The organism is Acidovorax sp. LjRoot118 (assembly GCF_964253575.1).
Classification (GTDB): domain Bacteria; phylum Pseudomonadota; class Gammaproteobacteria; order Burkholderiales; family Burkholderiaceae_C; genus Acidovorax.
Map to the genome: position 1 here is coordinate 1,498,285 of NZ_CAXURB020000001.1, position 16,191 is coordinate 1,514,475.

General features: G+C 65.3%; 13 protein-coding genes. 10 read left to right on the forward strand and 3 right to left on the reverse strand.

Annotated elements, in window-relative coordinates:
- Position 1 precedes the first annotated feature (1 nt).
- From ACSQ9E_RS06985 to ACSQ9E_RS06995, 3 genes are all read right to left on the reverse strand, one after another.
- Positions 2–1,279, reverse strand: coding sequence for a TRAP transporter large permease (locus ACSQ9E_RS06985; RefSeq protein ID WP_436217275.1), 1,278 nt, complete (start codon positions 1,277–1,279; stop codon positions 2–4).
- A complete protein-coding gene (locus ACSQ9E_RS06990) occupies positions 1,276–1,770 on the reverse strand; it encodes a TRAP transporter small permease (RefSeq protein ID WP_436217276.1) in 495 nt (164 codons plus the stop codon). Before ACSQ9E_RS06990 ends, ACSQ9E_RS06985 begins: the two co-directional genes overlap by 4 nt.
- A 108-nt stretch (positions 1,771–1,878) precedes the next feature.
- The gene (locus ACSQ9E_RS06995; protein WP_057206097.1) at positions 1,879–2,850 is read right to left on the reverse strand and encodes a TRAP transporter substrate-binding protein; all 972 of its coding nucleotides are present in this window, start codon (positions 2,848–2,850) and stop codon (positions 1,879–1,881) included.
- A 432-nt stretch (positions 2,851–3,282) separates the two neighbouring features.
- On the opposite strand from ACSQ9E_RS06995, the gene ACSQ9E_RS07000 reads away from it, so the two are divergent.
- From ACSQ9E_RS07000 to ACSQ9E_RS07045, 10 genes are all read left to right on the forward strand, one after another.
- Entirely contained in the window at positions 3,283–3,741 is a 459-nt protein-coding gene (locus ACSQ9E_RS07000) for an Lrp/AsnC family transcriptional regulator (protein WP_007860247.1), read from the forward strand.
- An 88-nt stretch (positions 3,742–3,829) separates the two neighbouring features.
- The gene (locus tag ACSQ9E_RS07005) at positions 3,830–4,738 is read left to right on the forward strand and encodes a LysR family transcriptional regulator (protein WP_057269790.1); all 909 of its coding nucleotides are present in this window, start codon (positions 3,830–3,832) and stop codon (positions 4,736–4,738) included.
- Between the two features lie 463 nt (positions 4,739–5,201).
- Positions 5,202–6,026 carry a putative hydro-lyase gene (locus ACSQ9E_RS07010; RefSeq protein ID WP_436217277.1) on the forward strand — a complete coding sequence of 275 codons (825 nt, stop codon included), beginning with the start codon at positions 5,202–5,204 and terminating at the stop codon, positions 6,024–6,026.
- Positions 6,027–6,044: 18 nt separating this feature from the next.
- Complete coding sequence (locus tag ACSQ9E_RS07015) at positions 6,045–7,010, forward strand: TRAP transporter substrate-binding protein (protein ID WP_057269788.1); 966 nt, start codon at positions 6,045–6,047, stop codon at positions 7,008–7,010.
- 122 nt (positions 7,011–7,132) lie between these two features.
- A complete protein-coding gene (locus ACSQ9E_RS07020) occupies positions 7,133–7,642 on the forward strand; it encodes a TRAP transporter small permease (protein WP_082608326.1) in 510 nt (169 codons plus the stop codon).
- Between the two features lie 19 nt (positions 7,643–7,661).
- On the forward strand, positions 7,662–8,960 hold the full coding sequence (locus tag ACSQ9E_RS07025; RefSeq protein WP_200964011.1) for a TRAP transporter large permease: 1,299 nt from the start codon (positions 7,662–7,664) through the stop codon (positions 8,958–8,960).
- 51 nt (positions 8,961–9,011) lie between these two features.
- The gene (locus ACSQ9E_RS07030; RefSeq protein WP_428000058.1) at positions 9,012–9,977 is read left to right on the forward strand and encodes a TRAP transporter substrate-binding protein; all 966 of its coding nucleotides are present in this window, start codon (positions 9,012–9,014) and stop codon (positions 9,975–9,977) included.
- A gap of 31 nt (positions 9,978–10,008) precedes the next feature.
- A complete protein-coding gene (locus ACSQ9E_RS07035) occupies positions 10,009–10,557 on the forward strand; it encodes a hypothetical protein (protein WP_057206111.1) in 549 nt (182 codons plus the stop codon).
- Between the two features lie 38 nt (positions 10,558–10,595).
- Positions 10,596–14,252, forward strand: a complete 3,657-nt coding sequence (locus ACSQ9E_RS07040; RefSeq protein ID WP_436217278.1) for a hydantoinase B/oxoprolinase family protein — start codon at positions 10,596–10,598, stop codon at positions 14,250–14,252.
- Between the two features lie 118 nt (positions 14,253–14,370).
- Positions 14,371–16,038: a methyl-accepting chemotaxis protein gene (locus ACSQ9E_RS07045; RefSeq protein ID WP_436217279.1), complete on the forward strand. Its 1,668-nt coding sequence runs from the start codon at positions 14,371–14,373 to the stop codon at positions 16,036–16,038.
- Positions 16,039–16,191 lie beyond the last annotated feature (153 nt).

Below are 16,191 nucleotides of genomic sequence, written 5' to 3' on the forward strand. Positions count from 1 at the left end.
ACTACTTTGAATACACCAGATCGCGCAGCGCGAGCGAAATGCCTGGGATATAGGTGATGAGCATCAAGCACACCAGGATCACGCCGACGAAGGGCAGCAGGTGCTTGATGATCCGGTCCAGCGAGATGCGCGCTACCGTGCAGGCCGCAAACAGGTTCACGCCGAAGGGCGGGGTGATCATGCCCAGCGCCAGGTTCACCACCATGATCAGCCCAAAATGCACGGGATCCACCCCGAAGTGCATGGCCACCGGCGCGAGGATGGGGGCCAGCACGATGATGGCGGCACTGGTTTCGATGAACATGCCGATCACGAACAGGGCCGCATTCACGCCCAGCAGGAAGAGGGTGGGCGATTGCAGCACCGACTCCAGCCAGCGGCCGATTGCATCGGGCACGCCCGCGCGGGTGATCAGGAAGGCGAACAGCCCGGCGTTGGCGATGATGAACATGATCACCGCCGAGGAGATGGCCGACTTGCGCAGGATGGCGAACAGGTTCTGGATCTTGATTTCGCGGTAGATCACGACGCCCACGACGAGGGCGTAGAACACTGCCACGGCCGATGCCTCGGTGGGGGTGAACACGCCGCCATAGATGCCGCCCAGGATGATCACCGGCATCAGCAGCGCCCAGCCGGCCTGCAGCGTGGCCTTGCCGAAGGGCATGCGGCCTTCGCCATCGGTCTTGCCCCAGCCCTTCCACTTGCAGTACGCCCAGACGAAGAGCATCAGCGCACAGCTGATCAGCAGCCCGGGGCCGAAACCGGCGATGAACAGCTCGCCGATCGACACCTCGGCGCTCACGCCGTAGAGGATCATCGGGATGGAGGGCGGAATGATCACGCCCAGTTCGGCGCTGGTGGCCTGCAGCGCTGCGGCATAGCTCGTGGGGTAGCCGTGCTTGATGAGGGCCGGGATCAGGATGGCGCCGATGGCGAAGGTGGTGGCCACCGACGAGCCCGACACCGCGGCAAAGATCATGCAAGTGAGCACGCAGGTCATGGGCAGGCCGCCCTGCACGCCGCCCACGATGCTCTTGGCAAACTCGACCAGGCGGCGCGAGATCCCGCCGGTTTCCATCAGGTTGCCCGCCAGGATGAAGAAGGGGATGGCCGCCAGCGGAAACTTGTTGATCGAGGCGAACATCTCCTTGACGGAAATGAGCATGTTGGCATTGGAGGCCTGGATGCCCAGGATGGACGCCAGGCCGATGGAAACCGCTACCGAGATGGTCAGTGCAAAGCACAGCACCATCGTTGAAATCATGACCAGGCTCATTGGGCCGTCTCCAGTTCCATGCGCAGGGGATCGATCAGGTTGCCGATGATGCCGACCACGCAGAACAGGCCGCCGACAGGCATGGCCAGGTAGGCCCAGAACATCGATACCGACTCCAGCCCGGCCATGCTCTGCACTCCGCCGCGCACCGAATAGTCCCAACCCCACCAGACGATCACGCCGATGAGCGCGAGGGCTGCGAGCGACACCACCCAGTCGAGCACGCGCCGCATTTTGGGCGGGCTCCAGCGATACAGCACGTCCACACTCACCATCGCCCCCTGGCGAAAGGCGGCAGGGATGGCCAGGAACACCATCCAGATCAGGCTGAAGCGGATCAGCACCTCGGTCCATTCTGCGGGCTGCTCCAGCACGAACCGCGTGATGATCTGGAACATGCCAAGCGACGAGGCCACGGCCAGCATGGCGCAGGCGGCCAGCATCGCGATGGAGGTCGTCCAGCGCTCAAAAGTCAGAAAAGCATTTTTCATGGGGCAGGGCCAACCACAGGAAATAGTGGGTCGGTAAAAGGCAAGAACCAAACGCCCGGTAGCAAGGGTGCTACGGGCGTTTGGTTCCGGGGTGCGCAGCGCGCAGGATTACTTCACGTCGCGGATCTTGTCGAGCGTGGCCTTGCCAAACTGCTTTTCGAACTCGGCATTCACCGGGGCCAGTGCGGCGACGAACTTGGCCTTGTCCACATTGTCGATCACCGTCATGCCCTTGGCACGCAGGTCTGCCACACCCTTGGCATCGTCTTCATCGACGCGGGCGCGGTTGGCCTTGGTGCCTTCCTTGGCGGCGTCGAGGAAGGCCTGCTTGTCCGCCGCGCTGAGCTTGTCGAACGAGGCCTTGTTCATCACGAAGATGCAGGGCGAGTAGACGTGGCCCGTCAGCGTCAGGTGCTTTTGCACCTGGTCGAACTTGGCCGAGATGATGACCGGCAGCGGGTTCTCCTGGCCATCCACGGTGCCCTGTTGCAGGGCAGTGAAGACTTCCGGGAAGGCCATGGGCGTGGTGATGATGCCAAAGCCCTTGTAGGCGGCGATGTGCACGGGGTTCTCCATGGTGCGCATCTTCAGGCCCTTCAGGTCGCCGGGCTCCTTCACATCGCGCTTGCTGTTGGTCATGTGGCGGAAACCGTTCTCGGCCCAGGCCAGGGCCTTGAAGCCCTTGCTGTCGAACTTGGTCAGCATCTCCTGGCCGATGGGACCATCGAGCACGGCGCGGGCATGGGCCTTGTCGCGGAACAGGAAGGGCACGTCCAGGATCTTGGTTTCGGGCACGAAATTCGGGATGGGGCCGGTGGAGCTGAAGGCCAGCTCCTGCGTGCCCAATTGCACCGCCTCGATCGACTCGCGCTCGCCGCCCAGTGCACCGTTGTAGAAGGTCTGCACCTTGTAGCGGCCGCCCGTGCGCTTTTCCACTTCCTTGGCAAAGGTGTCGATGGCCACGCCCTGGTGGGAGTTCTGCGCCGTGGAAATGCTGATGCGCATGGTGGTCTGCGCAGCAGCGGTGGCCACAAAGCCGAGCGCGAGGCTCAGGCCGACGACGAGTCTGGTCAATTGCATGGTGTCTCCTGTTGATTTTTGGGCTGGCTGCCGGGGTGCCATGTCCCCTCGCAAGCAATGGAGCGTTCGCTCCACGCCAGTGCCAAATTATGGCGTTGCAGCATGGCTGGGGGCATCGGGGTTTGTGCTGGTAAGTGTGCGTACGAACAGACCATGCCCGTGCCTGGTCGCCAGGGCGACAGGGAGTGGCAAAGGGTGCGCAAAAGGGGAGGGGTGCAGGGGATACGGGGCTGGTTGCGCCCCTGCTTGCCAAGTGCCCCGGTCTGGCGGTAACCAGTCCGGGGCCCTGTCAGTTTGTGCGCTCCGGTAAGAGCGCCTTGATGTCCAAAGTATGCCCTGCAGAGGGCAGCAGTTCCTTCTAATTTTCTTTTAAATTGGAGATTTTGCAGAAAAATTTGCTGCAAATATAGAAATTCATGAATAATTGCAGCCATGGACCGTCTCGACAGAAAAATTCTCGCTGTGCTGCAGGGTGACGCGCGCGCCAGCCTGCAGGAAATCGGCCAGGCGGTGGGCCTGAGCCCCTCGCCGTGCTGGGGCCGCATCAAGAAGATGGAGGAGGCCGGGGTCATCCAGGGCTACACCGTGCGGCTCAATCCGCAGGCTCTGGGCCTGTCCGACACGGTTCTGGTGCAGGTCACGCTCGACAGCCACTCGGACAACACGCTCGAAAAATTCGGCGAGACGCTGGCCAGCATCCCCGAGGTGATCGAGGCGCACCTGGTCTCGGGCGACTACGACTACCTGCTGCGCGTGGTGGTCAAGGACACGCGCGACTACGAGCGCCTGCTGCGCGAGAAGCTCTACAAGATCAAGGGCATACGCCACAGCCGTTCGAGCTTTGTGCTGCGCACGCTCAAGAAGGCAGACCTGCCGTTGTTCGCGGAATAGGGCCGGCCGCTGCGCCGCTGGCACGTCTGGTGCTCCGCAGCCCGCTGGCAGGCGCACAATCCTGGCGGCGCCGCCCCACGGAAAAACCATGAACCTGCGTTTCGTCGAAGCCTTCTACTGGGTAGCCTCCCTGCGCAGCGTGACGCGCGCGGCCGAAAAGCTGTTCCTCACCCAGTCGGCCATGTCCAGCCGCGTGGCCGCGTTGGAGGAGGAGCTCGGCGTGCTGCTGCTCGACCGCAGCGACAAGCGCTTCAAGCTCACGGTGGCGGGCACGCGCTTTCTGACCTACGCCAAGCGCATGCTGGAACTGCAGCGCCAGCTCAAGGCCGAGATGGGGTCGGGCGGGCCCATGGAGGTCTCGATCCGCCTGGGTGCCATCGAATCGGTGCTGCACTCCTGGCTGATCCCGTGGATCGAGCAACTGCGCAAGGACAACCCGCTGCTGGAGCTTGAACTCACGGTGGAGACGACCCCCGTGCTGCTCGACCAGATCCGCCGCGGCGCGCTGGACACCGTGTTCGCCGCGCTGCCCGCGTCGGCCGAGGGCATACGCACCCAGGCGCTCACGCCGATGGAGATGGTCTTCGTGGGCAACAGCACCCTGCACCGCAAGCGGCGCTATGCGCTCGCGGATTTCGCCGAGACGGACATCCTGACCTTTCAGCGCGGCTCGCAGCCGCACGTGACCCTGCTCGATGTGCTGCGCCAGGCGCAGGTGGAGCCACGCTGCGTGCACACCATCTCCTCCATCTCGGCCATGGTGCAACTGGTGCAGGGCGGCTTTGGCGTGGCCACGCTGCCGCGCCAAGCCGTGCAGCGGCTGCTGGCCTTTCCCGACCTGCGCCCGCTGGCCTGCGAGGCCGAGCTGCGGCCGCTGCCCATCCACCTGAGCTACCGCGAAGACCCGTCTTCCCCGGCTGTGGAAGGCGTGGTGCGTTCCGCCCTGGCCTTTGTCGAACTGCAGGCCGAGCGTACCAAGGGCCGCGCCAAAAGCTGAAATCTGGCTGACAAGGTGCATCGGGTGCTGCCTCGGCGCATGCAGCTGCGCGGCCGCGCAGCGGGCTGCCTTCCGCTTTTCGGGCAGAACACATGCCCTGGACAGCACCCTTCGCCCGGCCATGCCTGTTGTTGGTGCAGTCTGGCGGCCGCATGGAAGCCCCGTGCCTGTGCCATTCAGGCAGGAGAGCGCGCCCGTCTGCCCCCGGCTGCTCCCTTCCACCGCCGTCGTGGAGCCTTGTTTTGCGCCGCATCCATGCATGTCCGCAAGGCCCCAAAGGCACGTCTTTCGGATTCCTAGGGTTTCCACTTAGCACCAAGTTGGGTGAAGTGTGCTCCAGCGTAGTGCATCGAAAAAATCGATGACCTGAGAGAAATTTTTTGAATTTGCCAGTGGCAGTGGACCGCCAACACAATCCATCCATCGTCATGCATCTGACATTTCGCAACGCAAGGAAGCCACGGTGGACTCCACACACAACAACACTCCCGAGGTCTTTGGTTCAGCAGGCAGCAGTAACGCCGCGCATGTACGCAGCGTGATTCGCCAGGGCCTGTGGACCTCGCACACCAGTGGCCTTGCCGATGGCCATGTGCAGGGCAACCTGGTCATCCTGCCCGAGGTGCAGGCGGGCGACTTCCTGCGCTTTTGCCAGCGCAACCCCAAGCCCTGCCCGGTGCTGGCGGTCAGCGAGCCCGGCCAGTTCGCGCTGCCCTCGCTGGGCGAGGGCATCGACATCCGCAGCGACGTGCCGCTGTACCGCGTATGGCGCCATGGCGAGATGGCCGAAGAGGTGACGGACATTGCTGCGTTCTGGCGCCCCGACCTCGTGACCTTCATCCTGGGCTGCTCGTTCTCGTTTGAATCCGCACTGATCGAGGCTGGCATCCGCCTGCGCCACATCGATGAAGGCAAGAACGTTGCCATGTTTCGCACCAATGTGCAGACCGAGACCGCAGGCCCCTTCGGCGGCCCGATGGTGGTGACCATGCGCCCCATGCCGGCGGCCGACGTGATACGTGCCGTGCAGGTGACCTCGCGTTTCCCCAATGTGCACGGTGCACCGGTGCACATCGGCGATCCCTCCCTGATCGGCATTGCCGACCTGGACAAGCCCGACTACGGCGACGCCGTGGCGCTGATGCCCGGCGAGATCCCCGTCTTCTGGGCCTGCGGTGTCACGCCCCAGTCCGCCATCCTGCACGCCCAGCCGGCGTTCTGCATCACGCATGCCCCGGGCTGCATGCTGATTTCCGACCTCTTGAACCACCAACTCGCCAGCTTTTAACCTCAAGGAGCCTCCACCATGAAACGCATCGCCATCGCCCTCGCCGCCATCACCGTCTGTGCTGCAGGTGCCCATGCGCAAGTCAAATGGGACCTGCCAACCGGCTACAGCGCCAACACCTTCCAGACGGTCAACGTCCAGCAGTTTGCCAAGGAGGTGGATGAGCTGACCGCTGGCAAGCTGAAGATCACGCTGCACCCCGGCGGATCGCTCTACAAGGCCAACGAACTCAAGCGCGCCGTGCAAACCGGGCAGGTGCCTTCAGCGGAGTTCATCCTTTCGGGTGCGGCCAACGAAAACCCCTTGTACGGGGTCGACTCGATCCCCTTCCTCACCAAGTCGTACGCCGAGTCCCTGAAGCTGTACCAGGTGGCCAAGCCCGCGCAGGAAAAGCTGCTGGCTTCGCAGGGCATGAAGCTGCTGTTCAGCGTGCCATGGCCTGGGCAGTCGCTGTACTCCACCAAGCCGGTGCAGAGCCCTGCCGATCTGGCCGGTACGAAGATGCGTTCCTTCAGCCCGGCAACGACGCGCATCGCGCAATTGCTCAAGGCCCAGCCGGTCACCATCCAGCTCACGGAACTCGGCCAGGCGCTGGCCACCAACACGGTGAACAACTTCCTCACCTCCACGGCCAGCGGTGTCGAGAGCAAGCTGTATGAGCAGGTCAAGTACTTCTACCCCGTGGCCGCATGGCAGCCGCGCAATGCCACGGTGGTCAACCAGAAGGCCTTTGACAGCCTGGACAAGGCCACCCAGGACGCCGTGCTCAAGGCCGCTGCTGCGGCAGAAAAGCGCGGCTGGGAAGCCAGCGAGCGCCTAGACAAGGAGTTCCTCAAGGAACTGGGCGCCAAGGGCATGACGATTGCCGAGCCATCGGATGCCCTCAAGAAGGAGTTCGCCTCGATCGGGAACACGATGACGGAAGAATGGATCAAGTCCGCCGGGCCTGAAGGCAAGGCCATCATCGACGCCTACCGCAAGTAAGGCGCGCTCGCGCAACTGCCCGCGAGGCCACTCGCGGGCGGTTACCAGGGTGCCGACCCCTGCGGCCCGGCCACCACCCTGCCATCCCCTTCTTTTTTGTCAGCGACCTCCGGGAGATCGCCATGGACCAGTTCGTCCGAAATTTCTACCGCTTGCTTACCGGCCTTTCCTGCGTATCGATGGTGGCTGCGTTCCTTATCGTGATGCTGGGCGTTCTGTCACGCCAGGTGTCGTTCATCGAGATCCAGGGCCTGGACGCCTATGCGGGCTACGCGATTGCCGCAGCCTTGTTCTTCGCACTGCCCGGCACCTTGCAAAACGGCGACCACATCCGTGTCACCTTGCTGCTCGACCGCCTGCCAGCGCGCTGGCGTTCGGCCTTTGAATGGTTCTGCCTGATTGCCGCGCTCGTGCTGACGGTCTATGTGGCCTGGTATGCAGCCCGTTCTGTCTGGATTTCCTACGCTACGCACGATATTTCCCCCGCAGCTGACGCCTCGCCGCTGTGGATTCCCCAGATCAGCATGGCCGTGGGCAGCATCGGCTTTGCCGTCGCATTTGCCCATGCCCTCATCCTTCGGGCCCGCGGCGAGAACCTCATCGCAGTGAGCGAGACCGCTCGGTCCGAATAACCATCAAAGTAGAAAAATCATGGATGTCATCATTGCATTCGGACTGATCGTGGTGCTGTTCGCAGTGCTTGGATCAGGTCTGTGGATCGGGCTGTCACTGCTGGCGGTGGCGCTGCTGGGCATGGAGTTCTTCACGAGCCGCCCCGTGGGCGACAGCATGATGCTGACCATCTGGGGCTCGACCTCCAGCTGGACGCTGACCGCGTTGCCGCTCTTTCTGTGGATGGGCGAGATCCTGTTTCGCAGCAAGCTGTCCAGCGACATGTTCAAGGGCCTGGCTCCCTGGCTGGAGCGACTGCCGGGCCGCCTGTTGCACGTGAACGTGGTGGGCTGCACCATCTTCGCCGCCATCTCCGGGTCGTCCGCAGCCACTTGCGCCACCATCGGCAAGATGACGCTGCCCGAGCTCAAGAAGCGGGGCTACCCCGACGACATCTCGGTGGGCACCCTGGCCGGTGCGGGTACGCTGGGGCTGCTGATTCCTCCTTCGATCATCATGATCGTGTATGGAGTCGCTGCCAACGTGTCCATCTCCAAGCTGTTCCTGGCTGGCGTGATTCCGGGGCTGATGCTGGCTGCGCTGTTCATGGGCTACATCATCGTCTGGGGCCTGCTCAACAAGGACAAGGTTCCCGCGCCCGACGTGAAGATGAGTTTCCCGCAGATGGTGTACGCCTCGCGCCACCTGATTCCGGTGGTCTCCCTGATCGCCCTGGTGCTGGGTGCAATCTACAGCGGCATCGCCACCGCCACTGAGGCTGCGGCATTGGGAGTGGGCGGAGCACTGCTCCTGGCCCGGATCGAGGGTTCGCTGAACTGGACGCTGTTCAAGGAAGGTCTGGTGGCCGCCTGCCGCGTGTACTGCATGATCGGCCTGATCCTCGCCGGCGCCGCGTTCCTCACGCTGGCGATGGGCTTCATCGGCCTGCCTCGGCACCTGGCGGAGTTCATCGGGTCGCTGCACCTGGCTCCGTTCTCGCTGATGCTGCTGCTCATCGTGTTCTTCATCGCACTGGGCTGCTTCCTGGATGGCATCTCGATGGTGGTGCTGACCATCGCCGTGCTGCTGCCCACGGTGGAGGCTGCGGGCTTCGATCTGATCTGGTTCGGCATCTTCATCGTGCTGGTGGTGGAGATGGCGCAGATCACGCCGCCAGTGGGCTTCAACCTGTTCGTCATACAGGGGCTCACGCGGCGGGAAATCATGTGGATCGCCCGCACGGCCTTGCCGCTGTTCATGCTGATGATCGCGGCGGTTATTGCCACGTATTTCGTGCCTGACATCGTCCTTTGGCTGCCCAACCGAATGCAGGGTTGAAGCGCACGAGCCTGCAACGCCTGTCGTCCATTTCCCTTGCTGGAGCAGATCATGATCAGAGCTTTCTTGCTGGCTGCGTTTACCGTGGCCCCGATGGTGCACGCCCAGACGCAGTGGAAACTGGCCACCGGCTACCGCGCCGAGTCGTTCCACACGCGCAACGTGGTGCAGTTTGCGCAGGACGTGGAGCGTGCCTCCTCGGGCGCCCTGCGCATCGAGGTGCACGCCAACAACGCCCTGTTCAAGCTCGGCGACATTCCCCAGGCGGTGCAGGAGGGCAAGGCCCAGGCGGGCGAGACCATCATGACCAGCCTGGTGAAGGGCATGCCGATCGCCGGTGCCGACGCGATCCCCTTCGTGGTGCGCAGCTACGCGGACGCACGGCGAATGTGGGACCTGCAGCGCCCGCTGATCGAAGGGCACTTCGCACGCAAGGGGCTCAAGGCCCTGTATGCCGTGCCCTGGCCGCCGCAGGGGCTGTTCTCGATTGCACCCGTGCGCTCGTCGGCCGATTTCAAGGGCACGCGCATGCGCACCTACAACCCGGCCACCGTGCGCATTGCCGAGATGCTGGGCGCCGCCACGGTGGACGTGCCCATGGTCGAGGTCAACAAGGCCCTGTCTGCGGGCCAGCTCGACTCCATGATCACCTCGGCCCTCACGGGGGTCGAGAACCAGGTCTGGGGCCAGATCCGGTACTACTACGGCATCAACGCCTGGTTCCCGAAGAACATCGTGTTCGTGAACCTGCAGGCTTTCGAGGCGCTGCCGCCGGCGGTGCGCCAGGCAGTGACGAATGCTGCTGGCGAGGCCGAAGTGCGCGGCTGGGCCATGAGCCAGGCCGTGGCCGACGAGTCGGTGGGCGAGCTGCAGCGCAAGGGCATCAAGGTGGACCGCGCCTCCGCCGAGCTGGACACCGAGCTCAAGCGCCTGGGTGAGCGCTTCTCGCGCGAGTGGGTGCGCTCCGTGGGGGGCGAGGCCAACCAGATCTTCATCCCTTACTACACACAGCGCTGAGCTTTCCCAACCCCATTCCAGGAGAAGCACCATGCATACCCCCACCGACACCATCGAGATGTACCTGCGCGCCAAGGACGGTAACCGCCCGCACCTGATCGCCCAGGCCTTTGCCGGCGGCGCGCTGCTGCAGATGGAGATGCGCCAAGGCGGCATGGTCTTCCCGCCCTCGGCCCAGGGGCGCGAGGCGATTGCCGAGACCCTGGTGCGCAACTTCGCACGCAGCTACGAAAACGTCTACACGTTCTGCCTGGCCGATCCACCCCCGCCGGACTGTGCCGACTTCCATTGCGACTGGCTCGTGCTCATGACCGAGAAGGACAGCCGCGCCGTGCGCGTGGGCTGCGGCCAGTACCACTGGCGCTTTGCGCCCGGCAACCGGCTGGCGCAGGAGCTGCGCATCGTGATCGAGGCGATGCAGACCCTGCCGCCTGCCGACATCCTGCCCGTGATGGCCTGGGCCACGGCGCTCGGCGGGCCCTGGTGCCCCCTGGACCAGGCCTTGGCAACCGTACCCCCCATTCCGGCCCTGCGCCAGGTGATGCAGCGCCTGGCCCCTGCCAGCGCAGCGTTGGCCTGACGCGGATTTCACCCCATTTCTATCCCATCGAAACCACCATGACCTCAATGACACCCCAAGTACAGATTCCCCGCTGGCAGTTCTGGATCGACCGGGGCGGCACCTTCACCGACATCGTCGGCAAGCGCCCCGACGGCACGCTGGTCACGCACAAGCTCCTTTCCGAGAACCCCGAGCAGTACAAGGATGCGGCCGTGGCCGGCATCCGCCACCTGCTGGGCCTGGCACCCGGTGAAGCGGTGACGCCGGCCCTGGTGGAATGCGTGAAGATGGGCACCACAGTGGCCACCAATGCGCTGCTCGAACGCAAGGGCGAGCCCACGCTGCTGGTCACCACGCGCGGCTTTCGCGATGCGCTGCGCATCGCCTACCAAAACCGTCCACGCTTGTTCGACCGCCACATCGTGCTGCCCGAGCTGCTGTACACCGAGGTGATCGAAGCCCGCGAGCGTACCGGTGCGCACGGCAACGTGATGCAGCCGCTGGACGAAGCCACCCTGCGCGGCGACTTGCTGGCGGCTTGGGGGCGCGGCCTGCGCAGCGTGGCCATCGTCTTCATGCACGGTTACCGCTACACGGAGCACGAGCAGGCGGCCCAGCGCATCGCGAAGGAGGTGGGCTTCACGCAGATCAGCACCTCGCACGAGACCAGCCCCATGATGAAGTTCGTGAGCCGGGGCGACACCACGGTGGTGGACGCCTACCTCTCGCCCATCCTGCGCCGCTATGTGGAGCAGGTGGCCAGCGAGATGCCCGGGGTCAAGCTGTTCTTCATGCAGTCCTCGGGCGGCCTCACCGATGCCAACACCTTCCAGGGCAAGGACGCCATCCTGTCCGGGCCAGCCGGCGGCATTGTGGGCATGGCGCGCACGGCCGGCCTGGCCGGGCAGGAGCGCGTGATCGGCTTCGACATGGGTGGCACGTCCACCGACGTGAGCCACTACGCCGGTGCATTCGAGCGCGAGTTCGAGACCCACGTGGCCGGCGTGCGCATGCGCGCCCCGATGATGAGCATCCACACCGTGGCCGCTGGCGGCGGCTCGGTGCTGAGCTATGACGGTGCGCGCTTTCGCGTGGGGCCGGAGAGCGCTGGCGCCAACCCGGGCCCGGTGAGCTACCGCCGCGGCGGCCCGCTGGCCGTGACCGATGCCAACGTGATGGTCGGCAAGGTGCAGCCGGGCTACTTCCCCAGCGTGTTCGGCCCTGCGGCCAACGAGACGCTGGACGCGCAGGCCGTGCGTGCGCGCTTTGGGGAACTGGCGTTGCAGACGAATCGCCAGCCCGAGGAGGTGGCCGAGGGCTTCATCCAGATCGCCGTGCAGCAGATGGCCAATGCGATCAAGAAGATCTCGGTGGCGCGCGGCTACGACGTGACGCGCTACACCCTGCAGTGCTTTGGCGGCGCAGGCGGCCAGCATGCCTGCCTGGTGGCCGATGCCCTGGGCATGACGCGCGTGTTCGTGCACCCGCTGGCCGGTGTGCTCAGCGCCTACGGCATGGGCCTGGCCGACCAGACCGTGATCCGAGAGCAGGCGGTGGAGCTGCCGCTGGCCGAGGCCTCGCTGCCCCTGATCGCCGAGCGCCTGGATGCGCTGGGCGCAGCCGCCCAGGCCGAGCTGGAACGCCAGCAGGTCAGCCAGCACCCGGTGCAGGTGCGCTACAACGTGCACGTTCGCTACGAGGGCACGGACTCGGCCCTCGTGGTGCCGTTCGGCGACATGGCGGCCGTGCAGACGGCCTTCGAGGCCGCCTATCGCCAGCGCTTCGCCTTCCTGATGGTGGGCAAATCGCTGGTGGTCGAGGCGGTATCGGTCGAGGCCGTGATCGCCGGTGACGCACCGGACGAGCCGCGTCTGCCGCTGCATGCCGAGCGCGTGCATCCGCGGCGCGACACCGTGCGCATGTACTCGGGCAGCCAGTGGCACGATGCCGCCCTGGTGGTGCGCGAAGACCTGCAACCCGGCGACGTGATCCCCGGCCCTGCCATCATCGCCGAGAAGAACACCACCACCGTGGTCGAACCCGGCTGGCTGGCCCGCCTGACCGACGTGGACCACCTGGTGCTCGACCGTGTCACGGCGCGCAGCGTGCAGTACGCGGCCGGCACCACGGTGGACCCGGTGCTGCTGGAGGTTTTCAACAACCTGTTCATGAACATCGCCGAGCAGATGGGCCTGCAGCTGCAGAACACGGCCTACTCGGTCAACATCAAGGAGCGCCTGGATTTCAGCTGCGCGCTGTTCGATGCCACCGGCAACCTGATCGCCAATGCCCCGCACATGCCGGTGCACCTCGGGTCCATGGGCGAGAGCATCAAGACCGTGATCCGCGAAAACACCGGCAGCATGCAGCCGGGCGACGTGTACATGCTCAACGACCCCTACCACGGTGGCACCCACCTGCCGGACGTCACCGTGATCACACCGGTGTACGTGGCGGGCGGCAAGGAGCCCACCTTCTACGTGGGTTCGCGCGGCCACCATGCCGACATCGGCGGCACCACGCCAGGGTCGATGCCCCCGTTCTCCACGCGCATCGAGGAAGAGGGTGTGCAGATCAACAACGTCAAGCTGGTGGACCGCGGTGTGTTGCAGGAGGAGTCCGTGCGCCACCTGCTGGCCACCGGTGGCGGCACCACGCCGTACCCGAGCCGCAACCCGCACCAGAACCTGGCCGACCTGCGCGCGCAGATCGCCGCCAACGAGAAGGGCGTGCAGGAGCTCTCGAAGATGGTGGAGCAGTTCGGCCTCGATGTCGTGCAGGCCTATATGCGCCACGTGCAGGACAACGCCGAGGAATCGGTGCGCCGCGTCATCACGCACCTCAAGGACGGCCAGTTCACCCTGCCGCTGGACAATGGCGCGCAGATCAGCGTTTCGGTCAAGGTCAACGTGGCCGAGCGCAGTGCGGTGATCGATTTTGCCGGCACAAGCGCCCAGCAGGTGAACAACTTCAACGCCCCGCGCGCGGTGTGCATGGCGGCGGTGCTCTACGTGTTCCGCACCCTGGTGGACGACGACATCCCGCTCAATGCCGGGTGCTTGAAGCCCCTGCAGGTCATCATCCCCCAGGGCTCCATGCTCAACCCCAACCCGCCGGCCTCGGTGGTAGCGGGCAATGTGGAGACCTCCACCTGCATCACCAATGCGCTGTTCGGTGCGCTCGGTGTCATGGCAGGCAGCCAGCCGACGATGAACAACTTCACCTTCGGCAACGCGCAGTACCAGTACTACGAGACCATCGCGGGCGGCAGTGGTGCGGGTGCGGTGCTCGATGGGGAGGGTCGGGTGGTGCGCGGCTTCGACGGCACGAGCGTGGTGCAGACGCACATGACCAACTCGCGCCTGACGGACCCCGAGATCCTGGAGTTCCGATTCCCCGTGGTGCTCGACAGCTACGAGATCCGCGAGGGCTCGGGCGGCAGCGGCCGCTGGGCCGGGGGCAATGGGGGCGTGCGCCGCGTACGCTTTCTGGAGCAGATGACGGCGAGCATTCTGTCCAACGGCCGCGTCAAGCCCGCCTTCGGCATGGCCGGCGGGCAGGCCGGGCGCACCGGGCTCAACCGTGTGCTGCGTGCCAACGGCCAGGTGGAAGACCTTGCGCACATCGGCGCGGCGCTCATGGAGCCGGGCGACGTGTTCGAGATTTCCACGCCCGGCGGCGGGGGCTTTGGCGAATGCGTGGCTGCAGGCTGAGCCTCACCTGACGTTTGCGGTGCAGTCCCCGCGTTTTGGCACAGGGATTGCATTGCAAGGGCATACCTACCCATCGCGCCCGATGGGTCGAAAGACACGCAACACCACGGAGAAAGCCATGAACTACCTTCCCGCCACGGCCGGTGCCATCCGCAGCCCCGCCGTCACGGCCTTTCCTGCTGCTGCACCCCTGGCGGCATCCCAACCGTCTTCGTCGCCGTCCCCGCGCGGCAAGCGCACCCTGACCGTGGGCCAGAAACTGGCAGCGGCCTTTGGCCTGCTGGGCGTGGCAGTGGCGCTGCTGGGCTCCACCACCTGGCTCACCGGCCAGGACACGACGCGCCAGGCCACGCTGCTCACGGCGGAGCAGTTGCCCATCGAGCGCTCGGTGCGCGAGTGGAAGACCCAGTCGGTGCACATCGGCCAGATCGCGCTGCGCGCCACCAGCTCGACCGACGTGTTCCCCCTGGTGGCCGAGATGCGCACCCAACTGGCCGCCGAGGAGGGCATGCGCAAGCGCATCGACGAAGCGCTGGCGGCATCGGCTGCGGCTGCAAGCACCGTGCCCGCGTGGAAGCAGACCCAGACGCAGCGCCAGCAGTACGCAGCCCTGCGCGACACCCTGGTGCAGAACGCACTCGAATCCAAGGTCATCAGCCAGAAGGAGCTGCAGGAGCATGCCGCAGCGCTGGCCCAGTACCTGAAAACCATCGACCAGTTGCTGGCCGAATCCGAAAAGTCCTCGGTGGCGGCCGCCGATGCGATGATTGCCGATGCCTCGCGTGCCCAGTGGGTCAGCGCGCTGGCCGTGGCCTTCGTGGTGGGCCTGTCGGCGCTGTTCGGCTGGCTGCTGCGCCGCTCCATCGTGCTGCCGCTGCGCCAGGCGTCGGACGCGGCGGCCCTGGTGGCGCAGGGCGACCTCACGGTGCGCATGGTCACGGACCGCACCGACGAGATCGGCGAGCTGCTCACCGCGCTCAACAGCATGGTGGAATCGCTGCACTACGTGGTGACCGAGGTGCGCGATTCGGGTGAATCCATCCACGTCGCCAGCTCCGAGGTCGCGGCCGGCAACACCGACCTGAGCGCACGCACCGAGCACACGGCCAGCAGCCTGCAGCAGACGGCCGCCAGCATTGCCCAACTGGCGCAGACCGTGGCCGCCAATGCCGACAGCACCCGCCAGGCCAACACCCTGGCCCACAGCGCCGCCCAGGTGGCGAAGAAGGGCGGCGAAGTGGTCGGCCAGGTGGTCAAGACCATGGACGAGATCAACGCCAGCAGCAAGAAGATCGCCGACATCGTGGGCATCATCGACGGCATTGCCTTCCAGACCAATATCCTGGCGCTCAATGCCGCGGTGGAGGCCGCCCGTGCGGGCGAGCAGGGCCGGGGCTTTGCCGTGGTGGCCAGCGAGGTGCGCAACCTGGCGGGCCGCAGCGCCAACGCCGCCAAGGAGATCAAGGCCCTGATCGCCACCAGTGTCGACAAGGTGAGTGACGGTGCGCGCCTGGTGGTCACCGCCGGCTCGACCATGCAGGACATCGTCACCAGCGTGCAGCAGGTCACCACGCTGATGTCCGAGATCAACGCCGCCAGCAGCGAGCAGAGCAGCCAGATCGGCCAGGTGAGCCAGGCCGTGGACCAGCTCGACCACATGACCCAGCAGAACGCCGCGCTGGTGGAAGAAGGCGCCGCTGCGGCCCAGAGCCTCAAGGACCAGGCCAACCGCCTGGCGGGTGCGATGGGGCAGTTCCAGTTGACGGCAGGCGCCGCGATGGCGTGACTACGATCCGCTGCGCCATGAAAAAGGCCTGCAATGCAGGCCCCCCGTGCTTGGAGCGGATAACAAAACTCAGCGAAGCGGTTCTGGCTAGGCGCTGCGTCGCAGGCAGTACGAGTAGTACGACAAGACGCGGCAACGACGCCAGAAGAGTTT

Coding starts and splice junctions, on each gene's coding strand:
- ACSQ9E_RS06985 (WP_436217275.1), bottom strand. CDS start 1,279: ATGAGCCTGGTCATGATTTCAACGATGGTGCTGTGCTTTGCACTGACC.
- ACSQ9E_RS06990 (WP_436217276.1), bottom strand. CDS start 1,770: ATGAAAAATGCTTTTCTGACTTTTGAGCGCTGGACGACCTCCATCGCG.
- ACSQ9E_RS06995 (WP_057206097.1), bottom strand. CDS start 2,850: ATGCAATTGACCAGACTCGTCGTCGGCCTGAGCCTCGCGCTCGGCTTT.
- ACSQ9E_RS07000 (WP_007860247.1), top strand. CDS start 3,283: ATGGACCGTCTCGACAGAAAAATTCTCGCTGTGCTGCAGGGTGACGCG.
- ACSQ9E_RS07005 (WP_057269790.1), top strand. CDS start 3,830: ATGAACCTGCGTTTCGTCGAAGCCTTCTACTGGGTAGCCTCCCTGCGC.
- ACSQ9E_RS07015 (WP_057269788.1), top strand. CDS start 6,045: ATGAAACGCATCGCCATCGCCCTCGCCGCCATCACCGTCTGTGCTGCA.
- ACSQ9E_RS07020 (WP_082608326.1), top strand. CDS start 7,133: ATGGACCAGTTCGTCCGAAATTTCTACCGCTTGCTTACCGGCCTTTCC.
- ACSQ9E_RS07025 (WP_200964011.1), top strand. CDS start 7,662: ATGGATGTCATCATTGCATTCGGACTGATCGTGGTGCTGTTCGCAGTG.
- ACSQ9E_RS07030 (WP_428000058.1), top strand. CDS start 9,012: ATGATCAGAGCTTTCTTGCTGGCTGCGTTTACCGTGGCCCCGATGGTG.
- ACSQ9E_RS07035 (WP_057206111.1), top strand. CDS start 10,009: ATGCATACCCCCACCGACACCATCGAGATGTACCTGCGCGCCAAGGAC.
- ACSQ9E_RS07040 (WP_436217278.1), top strand. CDS start 10,596: ATGACCTCAATGACACCCCAAGTACAGATTCCCCGCTGGCAGTTCTGG.
- ACSQ9E_RS07045 (WP_436217279.1), top strand. CDS start 14,371: ATGAACTACCTTCCCGCCACGGCCGGTGCCATCCGCAGCCCCGCCGTC.